Source organism: Paracoccus sp. N5, from assembly GCF_000371965.1.
Lineage (GTDB): Bacteria > Pseudomonadota > Alphaproteobacteria > Rhodobacterales > Rhodobacteraceae > Paracoccus.
Map to the genome: position 1 here is coordinate 398,984 of NZ_AQUO01000001.1, position 15,001 is coordinate 413,984.

A 15,001-nucleotide genomic window follows, 5' to 3' on the forward strand; every position below is an offset into this window, starting at 1 on the left:
GGGCCCGCCTCTGTCTCGCGGTTCTGTTCGACCGCTTCTGCGACAAAATGTTGCAGGTGCGGCGCCGCAAGGATATGACCAGATGAAAGCAAAGATAGGTCCAGATGAGCGGCCGGATTCCCGTCGAGATGTTCTTCCTGCGCGACAGCGAGGCAGGCACGCTGCAAGGCCGGCTTGCCGCGGCCATCGTGCAGGCAATCCTGGAAACAAGGGCCCGGCCGGGGACGCGGCTGCCCTCGTCGCGGGGGCTGGCCGAGTCGCTCGGCATCTCGCGCATGACGGTGACGCTGGTCTACCAGGAGTTGATCAGCCAGGGCTATCTCGAGACGCGGGCGCGCTCGGGCATCATGGTGGCGGCGACGGTGCCGCATCGCCGGCTGCGGGTGCAGGAGCCCCTGCCGCGCGAAACCGCGCTGGACTGGGACAGCTGGCTGTCGGACCACCTGCCCCGGCAGCGGGTGATCCGCAAGCCGGCGAACTGGCGCGACTTCCGCTATCCCTTCATCTACGGGCAAAGCGATCCGGGGCTCTTCGACCACAACGCCTGGCGCGATTGTGCCCGCCGGGCCTGGGGGACGCGCGACTTCGGCGAGTTGGCCTCGGATTTCTACGGCGCCGACGATCCGATGCTGATCGACTACATCTGCTCGCATTCGCTGCCGCGGCGCGGCATCCATGCGCAGCCGGACGAAGTGCTGGTGACGCTCGGGGCACAGAATGCGCTGTTCATCACCGTGGAACTGCTGGCGCGCGGCGACCGGCTCGCGGTGACCGAGGATCCGGGCTATCCCGATTTCGCCGAGACCCTGCGCCGCGCGCACAGCCCGACCACCTTCCTCGACGTGGACGAAGGCGGGCTCGACCCGCAGATGCTGCCGCAGGGCACGCGGCTGGTGATCGTGACGCCCAGCCACAACATCCCGACCGGCGCCACCATGCCGCTGTCGCGGCGCCGCGAACTGCTGGCCCGCGCCGCCGCCCATGACTTCCTGATCGTCGAGGACGACTACGATTTCGAGATGTCCTACCTGGCCCCGCCGGCCCCGGCGCTGAAATCGCTCGACCGGGCCGGTCGGGTGATCTACATCGGCAGCTTCTCGAAATCGCTGTTTCCGGGGCTGCGCATCGGCTATATGGTCGCCCCTGCCCCGCTGATCGCGCGGGCCCGGGCGCTGCGGGCCATCATGCTGCGCCACCCGCCGAACCACCTGCAACGCATCACCGCCTATTTCCTGGCGCTGGGACATTACGACGCCCATATCGTGCGGCTGCGCGGCGCGCTGAAGCGACGCCGGGCGCTGATGGAACAGGCGCTGGGCGAGACGCCGCTGCGCATCGCCGGCGCCGCGCGTTCGGGCGGCTCCAGCCTGTGGATCGAGGCTCCGGGCGGTATCGACAGCAGCCTGCTGGCCGAGCGCCTGCAGCAGGACAGTGTGCTGATCGAGCCGGGCGAGGTCTTCTTCGAGACGCCGCCGGCCCCCTGCCCCTTCTTCCGCCTGGGCTATTCCTCGATCCGCGAAGCCGACATCCAGCCCGGAATCGCCCTGATCGCCCGCCGCGCCATGGAGCTTGCCCAGCAAACCCGGGCGGCCTGACCGGGGTGGGGATCGCGCAGGACCAGGGGGCTTTGCCCCCGCGCGTTCCGCGCTCCCCCAGGATATTTGGACAAGAAAGAAGCCGTCTGAGACACCCGTCGGGTTTCTCTTTTGTGGAAATATCCTGCGGGGGTCCGGGGGCGCAAAGCCCCCGGCAGCGCGGGTGAAGGCATCGGCAACGCTGCCGCGGCCAAGCTGGCCAAGCCGGCGCAAATTCGGGTAAAAGCTGCGCCCTTGCGCCTTGACGGGGCGGAATGATAGACCGGGAAAAGTTCGACGGAGGGCGCGGCCTGCCGTGACCAGAAGTGATGACGCAACGTCCGACCAAGGGGAAAACACAGGCATGACGATGACACGGACCAGCTTTGACAAGGACGATCTGCTGGCCTGCGCCCGTGGCGAGCTGTTCGGTCCCGGCAATGCCCAGCTGCCCGAGCCGCCCATGCTGATGATGGACCGCATCACCGACATCTCGGCCGACCGCGGCGCGCATGGCAAGGGCCATGTCGTCGCGGAGTTCGACATCACTCCCGACCTGTGGTTCTTTGCCTGCCACTTTCCCGGCAACCCGATCATGCCGGGCTGCCTGGGCCTTGACGGGCTGTGGCAGCTGACCGGCTTCAACCTGGGCTGGCGCGGCTGGCAGGGCCGCGGCTATGCGCTCGGCGTGGGCGAGGTCAAGCTGACCGGCATGGTCCGCCCCGACCGCAAGCTCTTGCGCTATTTCGTCGACTTCACCAAGGCGGTGCAGACCCGTCGCCTGACCATGGGCGTCGCCGACGGCCGGGTCGAGGCCGATGGCGAAACCATCTACGAGGTCAAGGACATGAAGGTGGCCCTGTCGGCCGCCTGACCCATGAACAAGGAGCACGCCATGCGCCGTGTCGTCATCACCGGGCTGGGCATCGTCTCTCCCATCGGCAACAATGCCACCGAGGTCACCGACAGCCTGCGCGCGGGCCGTTCGGGCATCGTCTTCGCCCCCGAATATGCCGAGCACGGCTTTCGCAGCCAGGTTCACGGCATGCCGCAGATCGTGCTCGAGGACCATATCGACAAGCGCAACCTGCGCTTCATGGGCGAAGGCGCGGCCTATAACTTCCTGGCCATGGAGCAGGCCATCGCCGATGCCGGGCTGACGCCGGAGGATGTCTCGAACGAACGCACCGGGCTGGTCATGGGCTCGGGCGGGCCCTCGACCTCGAACCTGTTCGACGCGCATCGCATCGTGATCGAGAAAGGCGCGCCGAAGCGCATGGGCCCGTTCATGGTCACGCGCTGCATGTCCTCGACCAATTCGGCCTGCCTGGCCACGCCCTTCAAGATCAAGGGCGTGAACTATTCCATCACCTCGGCCTGTTCGACCAGCGCGCATTGCGTCGGCAACGGCACCGAGCTGATCCAGATGGGCAAGCAGGACATCGTCTTCGCCGGCGGCGGCGAGGAACTGGACTGGACGCTCAGCTGTCTGTTCGACGCCATGGGCGCGATGTCCTCGAAATACAACGACACGCCGCAGACCGCCTCGCGCCCCTTCGACACCACCCGCGACGGCTTCGTCATCGCCGGCGGCGGCGGCGTGGTCGTGCTCGAGGAACTGGGCCATGCGCTGGCGCGCGGCGCCAGGATCTATGCCGAAGTCACCGGCTATGGCGCGACAAGCGACGGCTACGACATGGTGGCGCCGTCGGGCGAAGGCGGCGAGCGTTCGATGCGGCTGGCGCTCTCGACCCTGCCCGAAGGCCGCCGCGTCAGCTATGTCAATGCGCATGGCACCTCGACCCCGGTCGGCGACGTGGGCGAGATCAAGGCCCTGCGCCGGGTCTTCGGCGAGGGCGCCGTGCCGCCCGTCTCCTCGACCAAGTCGCTGACCGGCCATTCGCTGGGCGCGACCGGCGTGCATGAGGCGATCTATTCGCTCTTGATGATGCAGAACGGCTTCATCGCCGCCTCGGCCAATATCACCGAGCTGGATCCCGAGATCCGGCCCGAGGAAATCGCGCGCGAGCGCGTCGACAATGTCGATTTCGATACGGTCCTTTCCAACAGTTTCGGTTTCGGCGGCACCAACGCGACGCTGGTCCTGTCGAAATACCGCGAATAAGCCAAGAAAAGGTTAAGCGATGGGCGATTTGATGAAGGGGAAACGCGGCCTGGTGATGGGGGTCGCGAATGACCGCTCGATCGCCTGGGGCATCGCGAAGGCGCTGGCCGACCAAGGCGCCGAGCTGGCCTTTTCCTATCAGGGCGAGGCTTTCGGCAAGCGGGTCGAGCCGCTGGCGCAGTCGCTGGGCTCGGACTTCCTGATGGATGTCGACGTGCTGAACGACGAATCGCTGGACGCGGCCTTTGCCCAGATCGAATCGCGCTGGGGCGGGCTGGATTTCCTGGTCCATGCCGTGGCCTTTTCCGACAAGAACGAGCTGACCGGGCGATTCATCAACACCACGCGCGACAACTTTAAGAATTCCTTGACGATTTCCTGCTATTCGCTGATCGACCTGGCCCGGCGGGCGCAGCCCCTGATGACGAATGGCGGCTCGATCATCACGCTGACCTATGCCGGCTCGAACCGGGTCACGCCGTTCTACAATGTCATGGGGGTGGCCAAGGCTGCGCTGGAATCATCCGTCCGTTATCTTGCCAACGACCTCGGTCCCGACGGGATCCGCGTCAATGCGATCAGCCCCGGGCCGATGAAGACCCTGGCCGGCGCAGCCATCGGCGGCGCGCGCAAGACCTATCGCCATACCGAGGCGAATGCGCCCCTGCGCGCCAATGCCACGCTGGAGGCCATCGGCGGCACCGCGGTCTGGCTCTGCTCGGACTGGGGCGCCTGCACCACCGGCGAGATCGTGCTGGTCGACGGCGGCTATCACGTGCTGGGAATGCCGCAGTCGGACAACCTGTGATGGCGCTGGCGCATTTCCAGGCCGAGGACGGCACCCGCCTTGCCTATCGCGACGAGGGCGCCGGCCTGCCGGTGCTGGCGCTGTCCGGGCTGACCCGCAACGGCAGCGACTTCGACTATCTGGCGCCGCACCTGACCGGCGTTCGGCTGATCCGGCTGGACTATCGCGGCCGCGGCGCATCGGGCTGGTCGGGCGCCGACAGCTATACCGTCGCGCAAGAGGGCCGCGACGCGCTGCTGCTGCTGGATCACCTCGGGCTGGACAGGGCGGCGCTGCTCGGCACCTCGCGCGGGGGGCTGATCGGCATGCTGCTGGCGGCGGTGGCGCATGAGCGGCTGCTGGGCCTGTGCCTGAACGACGTCGGCCCGGTCCTGCAACGCGGCGGGCTGGACCGGATCAAGGATTACATCGGCCGCAACCCCTCGGCCGCCACGCATGAGGAACTGGCCGCGCGCCTGCCGGCGGTGATGCCGGGCTTTGCCCATGTCTCCGCCGAGCGCTGGCTGCAAGAGGCGCGCCGGCACTATCAGGAAACGCCCGCGGGGCTGCGGATCAACTATGACCCGGCGCTGCGCGATGCCTTCCTGGCCGGTTTCGACGCGCCCGAAGTCGATCTCTGGCCGCTGTTCGACGCCGCGCAGGGCCTGCCGCTGGCGCTGATCCGGGGCGCGAATTCGGACCTGCTGGCGCAGGAGACGGCGGCCGAGATGCAGCGCCGCCGCCCCGACATGATCCTGGCCGAAGTGCCCGACCGCGCGCATATCCCCTTCCTCGACGAGCCCGAGGCATTGCGGGCGATCACGGACTGGCTGGCGCTGATGCGCTGACCGGCGCGCCCCGGGCGTTCCACGCAGGGTTTCGCACCGGGCCGTGAATGCAACCGCAAGGCATGGCAAACCTTTGTTTATGCGCCATTTCCCGGATTGCCGCAAAGGTTTTCCGGGCATAGGCTGGTGGTGTTCCACTCCGGTTTTTCACGAGTATCGCCATGTCTGGCCCAACGACATCCAATGTCGTGTTTGTCGCCCATCAGGACGACAGCATCCTGTTCATGGAACAGGCCCTGCACGCCGCCCTGACCCGCGGCGAGCCCATCACCACCGTCTTTCTCACCGCCGGCGACGCCGGCCGAGGCGCCGCCTATTGGCTGGGGCGCGAGGAGGGCGCCCGCGCCGCCATGTCCGAGATGACCGGCTCGACGCAATGGGTGACCGAAACCGTCACGCTGGGCGACAGCGGTTACCAGGTCGTCACCAGCTACCTGGCCGACCAGCCCGACGTCCGGCTGTATTTCCTGCGCCTGCCCGACGGCATGCTGCATGGCACCGGCTCGGACCGCTATGGCCGCGAGAGCCTGGAGCAGCTGGTCGAGGGCGATCTGGAGCGGCTGCACAGCGTCGACGGCGCCGCCAGCTACGACCGCGCCCAGCTGGTCGAGCTGATGCGGCTGCTGATGGACACGCACCAGGCGACGAATGTGCTGATCCAGGACCATGTCAGCGTGTTTTCGCATGATGACCACAGCGATCACCGCGCCACGGCCTGGCTGGCCACGCTGGCCTTCCAGGGCTCGGACCCCGGGCGGGAACTGGTCGGCCATGTCGACTATGGCAGCCGCGCCCTGCCCGCCAATGTCCCGCCCGAGTTGCTGGAGCATTTCCGCGACATCTTCCGCGCCTATGCCGCGCATGACCCCCTGACGCAAAGCGGTCATACGCCCGAGGGCGAGCTGATCTTCGAGGCGCATTTCGAGGCCTGGCTGCAGCGCGACCACCTGGTCGCCGGCGTGCTGGACCTCTGGGCGCTGGACTTTACCCAGGTGCGCGGCGGCTGGCGGGTGCAGAACCATGTCCGCACGCTGGCCGATGTGGACGGCGACGGCCAGGCCGACGTGGTGGGCTTCGGCACGGGCCGGGTGCTGACCGCGCTGGCCGGCGACTATTGCTTTGCCGAGGCCACCGCCTGGTCCGAGGCCTTCGCCAGCCGCAGCGGCTGGCGCATCGACCGGCACGAGCGCGAGATGGGCGACCTGGACGGCGACGGCCGCGCCGATATCGTGGGCTTCGGCGACAATGGCGTCACGGTGGCGCTGTCGAACGGCCAGGGCTTCACCGATGCCGGGCTGTGGCTTGCCGACATGGGCCAGCTTGCCGGCAACTGGCGCGTCGCCCGGCACGAGCGCGCGGTGGCGGATGTCGACGGCGACGGGCGCGACGACGTGATCGGCTTCGGCAATGGCGGCGTGCTGGTCGGCCTGTCCTCGGGCACGGGGCTGGGGCCGGCCCGGGTCTTCGCGCGCGAGTTCACCTATGCCGCCGGCTGGCGCAACGAGCTTCACGTCCGCGCCCTGGCCGATGTGGACGGCGACGGCCGCACCGATATCGTGGCTTTCGGCGAGACCGGCGTCGCGGTCGCGCTCTCTGCCGGCACCCGCTTTGCCGCCAGCACGGTCTGGAGCACCGAGTTCGCCCGCGCCGGCGGCTGGGACGTGACCCGGCACGAGCGCGTGCTGGCCGATGTGGACGGCGACGGCCGCGCCGATATCGTCGCCTTCGGCGAAACCGGCGTCGCGGTGGCGCTTTCCACCGGCGCGGGCTTTGCCGTGGCCGAGATCTGGTCGGACGAGTTCGCCTTTGACGACGGCTGGCGCACCGACCGGCACGAGCGCATGCTGGCCGATGTGAACGGCGACGGGTGCGCCGATATCGTCGGCTTCGGCGAGGAATTCGTCGAGGTGGCGCTGTCGACCGGCACCGGCTTCGCCGCCCCGGTGCTGGCCGACGACTTCTCCGTCTGAGAATGCCCCTTGGCGACCCCCAGCCGCCTCGGCTAAAGCCGGCGGAAGGGGGTGCCATGGATTTCAAGTGGCTCGAGGATTTCCTGTCGCTGGCCGAGACGCACAGCTTCTCGCGCTCGGCCGAGTTGCGCGGCGTCACGCAAAGCGCCTTTTCCCGCCGCATCCGCGCGCTCGAGGAATGGCTGGGCACGGATCTGTTGAACCGCGACAGCTATCCGGTGACGCTGACGCCCGAGGGCGTCGCCTTTCGCGAGACGGCCGAGGAGGCGGTGCGGATGATCCAGGCCCGCCGCGCCGAATTCCGCGACCAGGCGCGCAACCGCGGCGGCGAGATCAGCTTCCTGGCGCTGCACAGCCTGACGGTGACCTTCCTGCCGGGCTGGTTGATGCGGCTGAAATCCGCCGCCGGCCAGATGACCAGCCGCGTGAAGCCCGAGAATTTCGACCGCTGCATCGAGGCGCTGACCGAGGGCGGCTATGATTTCTTCCTGACCTATGCCCATCCGCAGGTGAACATCCCGCTGGATCCGGGCGACTATCCGCATCTGCTGGTGGGCCAGGACAGCCTGGTCGCCGTAGCCCGTCCCGGCTGGCCGCGCGAATGGCTGACCGAGGGCATGCCGATGCTGAAATATTCGCGCGGCTCGTTCCTGAACGCCATGGCCCGCATCGCGCTGGCCCAGCCCGGCGCGCCGCTGGTCTATGTCGCCCATACCGACGAATCGAGCATGGCCGAGGCGCTGAAAAGCATGGCCGTGGCCGGGCATGGCATGGTCTGGATCCCGCGCCGGCTGGTCGAGGCCGAGCTTTCCGCCCGGCGGCTGGAAATCGTCGCGCCCGAGCTGCCGATGCAGATCCGGCTCTATCGCAATGCCGCGCGCGGCCGCGGCATCACCGGCCGGGTCTGGCAGGCTGCCCGGCAGTCGGGCGAGGGCGAGGCGCGCTAGGGCTGTCTCGCCGCCCGCGCGCTGCACACCGCTTGCCTTCAGCGCAGCCCTTCGCAGAACCGCCTGATCCGCGCGCAGGCATCCTCCAGCACCGCATCCGAGGTCGCGTAGGAGATGCGGAAATGCGGGCTGAGGCCGAAGGCCGCGCCGAACACCACGGCGACGCCGGTCTCGTCCAGCAACGCGGTCGCGAAGGCCTCGTCATCGGCGATGAGCGTGCCGCCGGCCGAGGTCTTGCCGATCAGCGCCTTGATCGAGGGATAGACGTAGAACGCCCCCTCGGGCACCGGACATTCGATCCCCGGGCAGGCGTTCAGCCCGGCGACCACCAGGTCGCGGCGGCGCTGGAACACGGCGCGGCTTTGCGCGATGTAATCCTGCGGCCCCTGCAGCGCCGCCAGCGCCGCATATTGGCTGATCGAGCAGGGATTCGAGGTCGATTGCGATTGCAGCTTGGCCATGGCGCCGATCAGCTCGCGCGGCCCGGCGCCATAGCCGATGCGCCAGCCGGTCATAGCATAGGCCTTGCTGACGCCGTTCATGGTCAGCGTGCGCGATTTCAGCGCCGGCTCGACCTGGGCCGGGGTGACAAAGCGGAAATCGTCGAAGACCAGGTGCTCATAGATGTCGTCGGCCAGCACCCAGACCTGCGGATGGCGCAGCAGCACCCGGGTCAGGGCGCGCATGTGATCCTCGGCGTAGCCGGCCCCGGTCGGGTTCGAGGGCGAGTTCAGGATCAGCCATTTCGTCTTCGGCGTGATCGCGGCTTCCAGCTGCTCGGGCGTGATGCGATAGCCGCTGTCCATCTCGGCCGGGACGATGACCGGGGTGCCGCCGGCCAGCAGCACCATGTCGGGATAGCTGACCCAATAGGGCGCCGGAATGATCACCTCGTCGCCCGGGTTCAGCGTCGCCATCAGCGCATTGTAGAGGATCTGCTTGCCGCCGGTGCCGACGCTAATCTCGGCCGGGCTATAGTCGAGGCCGTTTTCCCGCGCGAACTTGTCGCAGATGGCGCGTTTCAACTCGGGGATGCCGTCAACGGCGGTGTAACGGGTGTGCCCCTGGTCGATGGCGGCCTTGGCGGCCTCGCGGATATGGGCGGGCGTGTCGAAATCGGGCTCGCCGGCCGACAGGCTGATGATGTCGCGCCCCTCGGCGGCCAGCTCCCGGGCGCGGCCGGTGATGGCGATGGTCGGCGAGGGTTTGACGCGGGCGAGCGTCTGGGACAGAAAGCGCATCATATTCATCCTGCGGCTGGGTCGCCTTGTCATAGGCATCCCCCCGCGGACAGGCAAGCCGGGGACGGCTGGGACGGGACGGGCATGGACGAGCATGAGGCAAGGCTGAAGCGGCTGCGGATGCGCAGCTGGCGGCGCGGCACTAAGGAAATGGACCTGATCTTGGGCCCGTTCTCGGACAGCGACCTGGCGGGGCTTTCGCCCGCGGAGCTGGATCTTTACGAGGCGTTGCTGGAGGAAAACGACCAGGATCTCTATCCCTGGATCACCGCGCGGCTGGGCGATGCCCGCCCCGGCCCCGCGGCGCTGTCACCGCTGCTGGACCGTATCGCGCGCCATGCCCAGGGCAGGCTGGGGCCGAATAGGCACAATTTTAGCGAACTGCGCCGGGATTAACCGAAGATTGGGGAATATGCTGCACCATGGCCGAAACGACGCCATGAACGGAAACTGCATATGCAACAGCGCAGCCCTGCCCAGACGGTGCCCGCCCTGCGGCCCCTGCCACGCAGCAGCCGAAGCGAGGCCTATCTTGAAAGCCTCCAGATCCTGGAACGGCTGCACCGGCTCCTGCTGGACCTGGTCAAGGACGAATTCGAACGGCTGGGCCGGACGGATCTGACGCCGATCCAGGCCATGCTGATCTATAACCTCGGCACGGCCGAGGTGACGGCTGGGGAATTGCGCTCGCGCGGGATGTATCAGGGCTCGAACGTGTCCTACAATCTCAAGAAGCTGGTCGAGCTGGGCTATGTCCACCACGAACGCTGCGAGATGGACCGCCGCTCGGTGCGGGTGCGGCTGACCCCCGACGGGCAGGAGGTGCGCGACTGCGTGGCCGCGCTTTTCACCCGCCATGCCGAGGGGCTGGAGCTTTCCGGCGTGCTGGACGACCCGCCCATCGAGGGGGTGAACCTGCAATGGCGCCGGGTCGAACGCTTCTGGGCCGAACAGATCCGCTACATCTATTGAGGCAAGGCGCCGGCCCTCCGGCGCGGAATCGCGGCCGCCAAGGGCATTCCTGGCGGTCCCGGATATGCCCGGCCCGGCATGTATCGCGGGCGGGTCGGTCTCTCTCGCCGCCGGCGATCTGGGGGTGACGGGCCGGGCATATGCAGAAATGCGGGGCGCGCCGCCGCCCGGATCACCAGTGGCCGCTGTTCTCCATGCTGGCCCAGGGCTCCTGCGGCGGCAGGCTCTCGCCCTCTTGCAGCAGTTCGATCGAGACATTGTCGGGGCTGCGCACGAAGGCCATGTGCCCGTCGCGGGGCGGACGGTTGATGGTCACGCCCGCATCCATCAGCCTTTGGCACAGGTCATAGATATTCTCGACACGATAGGCCAGATGCCCGAAATGCCGGCTGTCCGAGGGCAGCCCGTCGTCGCCATCCCAGTTCCAGGTCAATTCGACCGGACATTCCGGCTGTTCGGGCGGGGCCATGAAGACCAGGGTGAAGCGGCCCTTGTCGTTCTCGATGCGCCGGGTCTCCTCGAGCCCCAGCAGGCGGAAGAATGCCATCGTCTTGTCGAGGTCGAGCACGCGCACCATGGTGTGCAGATAACGGATCTTCATCGGCTTTCCTTTCCTTTGCGGCCGCCAGACTGGCATTGCCGCGGCATAACGGCAACCGGCGGCGCCGGGTTTCCTCGTTGATCGCGGCGCGGACATGCGCGACAAGACGGGCAGCAGAAGGAAGGATTCCAGACATGCCGCTGACCCCCGAACAACAGGCCGAGATCGACGAGCTGCGCGCCACCCCGCGCCCCACCCTGCGCGCCGTGGCCGAGGGGATGGAGCGGCATCTCTACCAGGCGCATCCGGTGCTGGACCACGGGCTGGTGCGGGTCATCGACTACATGGGCGACGACAGCGCCATCACCCAGGCGGCACGGGTCAGCTATGGCCGCGGCACCAAGTCGGTCAGCAATGACGAGGGGCTGATCCGCTATCTGATGCGGCACTGGCACTCGACCCCCTTCGAGATGTGCGAGGTCAAGTTCCACGTCAAGCTGCCGGTCTTCGTCGCCCGGCAATGGATCCGCCACCGCACCGCCAACGTGAACGAATATTCGGCGCGCTATTCCATCCTCGACCGCGAATTCTACATCCCGGCGCCCGAGCACCTGGCCGCGCAATCGACCGTGAACAACCAGGGCCGCGGCCAGCTCTTGCAGGGTGACGAGGCCGCGCGCGTCCTGGACCTGCTGCGCGAGGATGCGATGCGCAGCTATGACCATTACGAGGCGATGCTGAGCCAGGACGGCCAGCAGGGTCTGGCGCGCGAGCTGGCGCGGATGAACCTGCCGGCCAATGTCTATACGCAATGGTACTGGAAGGTGGACCTGCACAACCTGTTCCATTTCCTGCGCCTGCGCGCCGATGCCCATGCGCAATACGAGATCCGCGCCTATGCCGAGACGATGTGCGGCATCGTCCGCGACTGGGTGCCGCTGGCCTATGCCGCCTTCGAGGATTACCGCCTGGGCGGACTGCAGCTTTCCGCCAAGGCCGTCGAGGCCCTGCGCCGTCGTCTGGCCGGCGAAACCGTCACGCAGGAGAGCAGCGGCATGAGCAAGGGCGAATGGCGCGAGTTCGAGGAGGTCTGGGGTTCTGTTGCATGAATCGGTTGAGGGGATTCATCTCGTGAATCCAGCTTGCTAGCTGGTCCCCATGAGAAGACCCGCCCCCTCCGACCTGCAAGACCCGGAACTGGGCCGCTTACAACGAAGCGCTGAAGCGTCGTGGCTCGCTGACGATCTGGTTCGATCCCGCCATGACCTGGGAGGCCGCCCCCACCGGCGGCGCGGGCGCCAGCCAGCCTGCAGTGATGCCGCGGTCCAGACCTGCCTGACCATGAAAGCGCTGTTCGGCATGGCCGTGAGGCAGATCGAGCCATGGGATCGCCACTGGTTCGAGACCATGGCGAGGCGGCTTCGTCGAGAGCCCGGCTCGCGGCTGATCGGCCTGGACGGGACGGTGCCGGACTTCAGCAGGTGTCGCGCCATCGGAAGACGCTGAAGGTGAACATTCCCGACCGCGGCTCGGCCGGTCCGTTCGGCATCAAGGTCGAGGACGAGCGCGAGTGGAGCGCCCGAGCATGGCGGCGCCAACTGCAGGGTCTGGCGCAAGATCCATATCGGGATCGACGAGCATACCCTGGAAATCCGGGCGGCCGAGTTCACCACCGGCGATATAGGCGATGCGCCCATGCTGCCCGAACTTCTCGACCAGATCCCGCCCGGGCAGGAGATCGCCACCGTCACCGCCGACGGCGCCTTCGACACCCGCAGGTGCCACGACGCCATCGCCGCCCGCGGTGCCGCCGCAACCATCGCCCCGCAAGATTCCCGACGATCGGATGCACTGCGCCAAGTTGCCGGGCCAGCGCCTATCCGCGCGGGACTTCGACCGTCAGGTTGCGGAGTTCCAGCTCCGTGTCGCCATCCTGAACGGATTCACCGCTCGGAACACCCATCACCGATGGTCGCAGGATAGGGCTGGCCAGGGAAAGGCGCAGTCCGTCCATCAGCCGATTTATGCAGCAGAGTCGGTGCCCGAACATATCATCGCGGGCAAGCTGAATTCTGCTCAACAAAGTCTGGCAATGAATCCACCAGTCGAATTGCGCATCCTGCGAGCGCCCCATCGACCAACAGGGTCGTACCAGCAACGACAGAGCGGCAAGACCCTCGCCCAAGCCTCATCCCGCAAGGACAGCCCCGGAAGACCAGGGCCTGCGCCCCAGCCCCCCGTCTATTGCCCCAGCTTCCGCGCCACCAGTTCCTGCACCGCGGCCGGATTGGCCTTGCCGCCGGTCGCCTTCAGCACCTGCCCCACGAACCAGCCGGCGAGCTTCGGATTGGCCTTGGCCTTCTCCACCTGCGCCGGATTGGCGGCGATGATCTCGTCCACGGCCGCCTCGATGGCGCCAAGGTCGGTGACCTGCTTCATCCCGCGCGCTTCCACGATCTCGGCCGGGTCGCCGCCTTCGGTCCATAGGATCTCGAACAGATCCTTGGCGATCTTGCCCGAGATCGCCCCCGAACCGATCAGGTCGATCACCCCGCCCAGCTGCGCGGCGGAAACCGGCGAGGTCTCGACCGTCAGGCCTTCCTTGTTCAGCCGGCCGAACAACTCGTTGATGACCCAGTTCGCAGCCATCTTGCCGTCGCGGCCCCGGGCCACGGCCTCGAAGTAATCGGCATTCTCGACCTCGGCGGTCAGTACGCCCGCGTCATATTCGGAGAGCCCCAGATCAGCCACGAAACGGGCCTTCTTCTGGTCCGGCAGCTCGGGCATCGCGGCGGCGATGCCGTCCACCCAGGCCTGCTCGATCTCCAGAGGCAGCAGGTCGGGATCGGGGAAATAGCGGTAATCGTGGGCTTCTTCCTTGGACCGCATCGAGCGGGTCTCGCCCTTGTCGGGGTCATAGAGCCGGGTTTCCTGCACCACCTTGCCGCCGTCTTCCAGGATGGCGATCTGGCGGCGCGCCTCGTAGTCGATGGCGGCCTGGATGAAGCGCAGCGAGTTCATGTTCTTGATCTCGCAGCGGGTGCCGAGATGGCTGAAATCCTGGGTCTCCTGGTAGCGCTCATAGGCGCCCGGCGGACAGACCGAGACGTTCACGTCGGCGCGCAGGTTGCCGTTCTGCATGTTGCCGTCGCAGGTGCCGAGATAGCGCATGATCTGGCGCAGCTTGGCGACATAGGCCGCGGCTTCCTCCGGCCCGCGGATGTCGGGGCGGCTGACGATCTCCATCAGCGCGACGCCGGTACGGTTCAGGTCCACGAAACTCATGTTCGGGTCCATGTCATGGATCGACTTGCCCGCGTCCTGCTCCAGGTGGATGCGCTCGATGCGGACGCGGCGGGCCACGCCGGGACCCATGTCCACGATCACCTCGCCCTCGCCCACGATCGGGTGGTAGAGCTGGCTGATCTGGTAGCCCTGCGGCAGGTCGGGATAGAAATAGTTCTTGCGGTCGAAGGCGCTGACCAAGTTGATCTCGGCCTTCAGCCCCAGCCCGGTCTTGACCGCCTGCGCCACGCAGAATTCGTTGATGACCGGCAGCATGCCCGGCATGGCCGCGTCGACGAAGGCGACATGGCTGTTCGGCTCGGCCCCGAAGCCGGTCGAGGCGCCGGAAAACAGCTTGGCGTTCGAGGCGACCTGGGCGTGGACCTCCAGCCCGATGACCAGTTCCCAATCCTGCTTCGCGCCCTGGATGACTTTCGGTTCCGGCGCGGTATAGGTCAGATGGTCAAGCATGGCATTCCCCTTGGCAAGGCTGCCCGCCTTTTAGGGTCTCGGCGCCCGCCCGGCAAGGCCCGGGCCGTGGCAGCGCCGCAGGGATATTTGGAAAACAGTGAAGACAAGCTCTTGCGCGCTTCTTTGCTCCTCAAATACCCAACCGCCGCGGCGCCACCAGAACGGGCCGCGCCAGGCTCTCGCCAACCCCGCATTCACCGTTTTCCAAATACCCGGACCCGACCGGCCAACAGCCGGAAA

At 67.2% G+C, this 15,001-nt stretch carries 13 protein-coding genes and 1 pseudogene; 11 read left to right on the forward strand and 3 right to left on the reverse strand.

The window, feature by feature from the left end:
- The first annotated feature begins 104 nt into the window (after window positions 1-104).
- The 7 genes from PARN5_RS0101990 (at window position 105) to PARN5_RS0102020 (ending at window position 8,251) form a co-directional block, all read left to right on the forward strand.
- Window positions 105-1,595 (forward strand): PLP-dependent aminotransferase family protein, encoded by a 1,491-nt coding sequence (locus PARN5_RS0101990; protein ID WP_017998127.1) that lies wholly within the window; start codon window positions 105-107, stop codon window positions 1,593-1,595.
- Between the two features lie 343 nt (window positions 1,596-1,938).
- On the forward strand, window positions 1,939-2,448 hold the full coding sequence (fabA, locus tag PARN5_RS0101995) for a bifunctional 3-hydroxydecanoyl-ACP dehydratase/trans-2-decenoyl-ACP isomerase (protein ID WP_017998128.1): 510 nt from the start codon (window positions 1,939-1,941) through the stop codon (window positions 2,446-2,448).
- Between the two features lie 21 nt (window positions 2,449-2,469).
- Entirely contained in the window at window positions 2,470-3,699 is a 1,230-nt protein-coding gene (gene fabB / locus PARN5_RS0102000; RefSeq protein WP_026155108.1) for a beta-ketoacyl-ACP synthase I, read from the forward strand.
- A 19-nt stretch (window positions 3,700-3,718) separates the two neighbouring features.
- Window positions 3,719-4,507 carry an enoyl-ACP reductase gene (locus PARN5_RS0102005; protein ID WP_017998130.1) on the forward strand — a complete coding sequence of 263 codons (789 nt, stop codon included), beginning with the start codon at window positions 3,719-3,721 and terminating at the stop codon, window positions 4,505-4,507.
- Window positions 4,507-5,334, forward strand: coding sequence for an alpha/beta hydrolase (locus PARN5_RS0102010; protein WP_017998131.1), 828 nt, complete (start codon window positions 4,507-4,509; stop codon window positions 5,332-5,334). Before PARN5_RS0102005 ends, PARN5_RS0102010 begins: the two co-directional genes overlap by 1 nt.
- A 161-nt stretch (window positions 5,335-5,495) precedes the next feature.
- Window positions 5,496-7,304: an FG-GAP-like repeat-containing protein gene (locus tag PARN5_RS22770; RefSeq protein ID WP_081614907.1), complete on the forward strand. Its 1,809-nt coding sequence runs from the start codon at window positions 5,496-5,498 to the stop codon at window positions 7,302-7,304.
- 56 nt (window positions 7,305-7,360) lie between these two features.
- Window positions 7,361-8,251, forward strand: coding sequence for a LysR family transcriptional regulator (locus PARN5_RS0102020; protein ID WP_017998133.1), 891 nt, complete (start codon window positions 7,361-7,363; stop codon window positions 8,249-8,251).
- A 38-nt stretch (window positions 8,252-8,289) separates the two neighbouring features.
- Here PARN5_RS0102020 and PARN5_RS0102025 read toward each other — a convergent pair whose 3' ends face one another.
- The gene (locus PARN5_RS0102025) at window positions 8,290-9,492 is read right to left on the reverse strand and encodes a pyridoxal phosphate-dependent aminotransferase (RefSeq protein WP_026155109.1); all 1,203 of its coding nucleotides are present in this window, start codon (window positions 9,490-9,492) and stop codon (window positions 8,290-8,292) included.
- A gap of 84 nt (window positions 9,493-9,576) precedes the next feature.
- On the opposite strand from PARN5_RS0102025, the gene PARN5_RS0102030 reads away from it, so the two are divergent.
- Entirely contained in the window at window positions 9,577-9,888 is a 312-nt protein-coding gene (locus tag PARN5_RS0102030) for a succinate dehydrogenase assembly factor 2 (protein WP_017998135.1), read from the forward strand.
- 60 nt (window positions 9,889-9,948) lie between these two features.
- Window positions 9,949-10,464, forward strand: coding sequence for a winged helix DNA-binding protein (locus tag PARN5_RS0102035; RefSeq protein WP_017998136.1), 516 nt, complete (start codon window positions 9,949-9,951; stop codon window positions 10,462-10,464).
- A 172-nt stretch (window positions 10,465-10,636) separates the two neighbouring features.
- Here PARN5_RS0102035 and PARN5_RS0102040 read toward each other — a convergent pair whose 3' ends face one another.
- On the reverse strand, window positions 10,637-11,065 hold the full coding sequence (locus PARN5_RS0102040; RefSeq protein ID WP_020487198.1) for a VOC family protein: 429 nt from the start codon (window positions 11,063-11,065) through the stop codon (window positions 10,637-10,639).
- A 134-nt stretch (window positions 11,066-11,199) separates the two neighbouring features.
- Between PARN5_RS0102040 and thyX the strand changes: the two genes are divergently transcribed.
- The gene (thyX, locus tag PARN5_RS0102045) at window positions 11,200-12,114 is read left to right on the forward strand and encodes an FAD-dependent thymidylate synthase (protein WP_017998139.1); all 915 of its coding nucleotides are present in this window, start codon (window positions 11,200-11,202) and stop codon (window positions 12,112-12,114) included.
- 110 nt (window positions 12,115-12,224) lie between these two features.
- A pseudogene (locus tag PARN5_RS23145) lies at window positions 12,225-12,975 on the forward strand (IS5 family transposase); the annotation flags it as partial.
- 271 nt (window positions 12,976-13,246) lie between these two features.
- Here the strand turns inward: PARN5_RS23145 and gatB are convergent.
- A complete protein-coding gene (gene gatB, locus PARN5_RS0102055) occupies window positions 13,247-14,761 on the reverse strand; it encodes an Asp-tRNA(Asn)/Glu-tRNA(Gln) amidotransferase subunit GatB (RefSeq protein ID WP_017998141.1) in 1,515 nt (504 codons plus the stop codon).
- Between the last annotated feature and the right edge of the window lie 240 nt (window positions 14,762-15,001).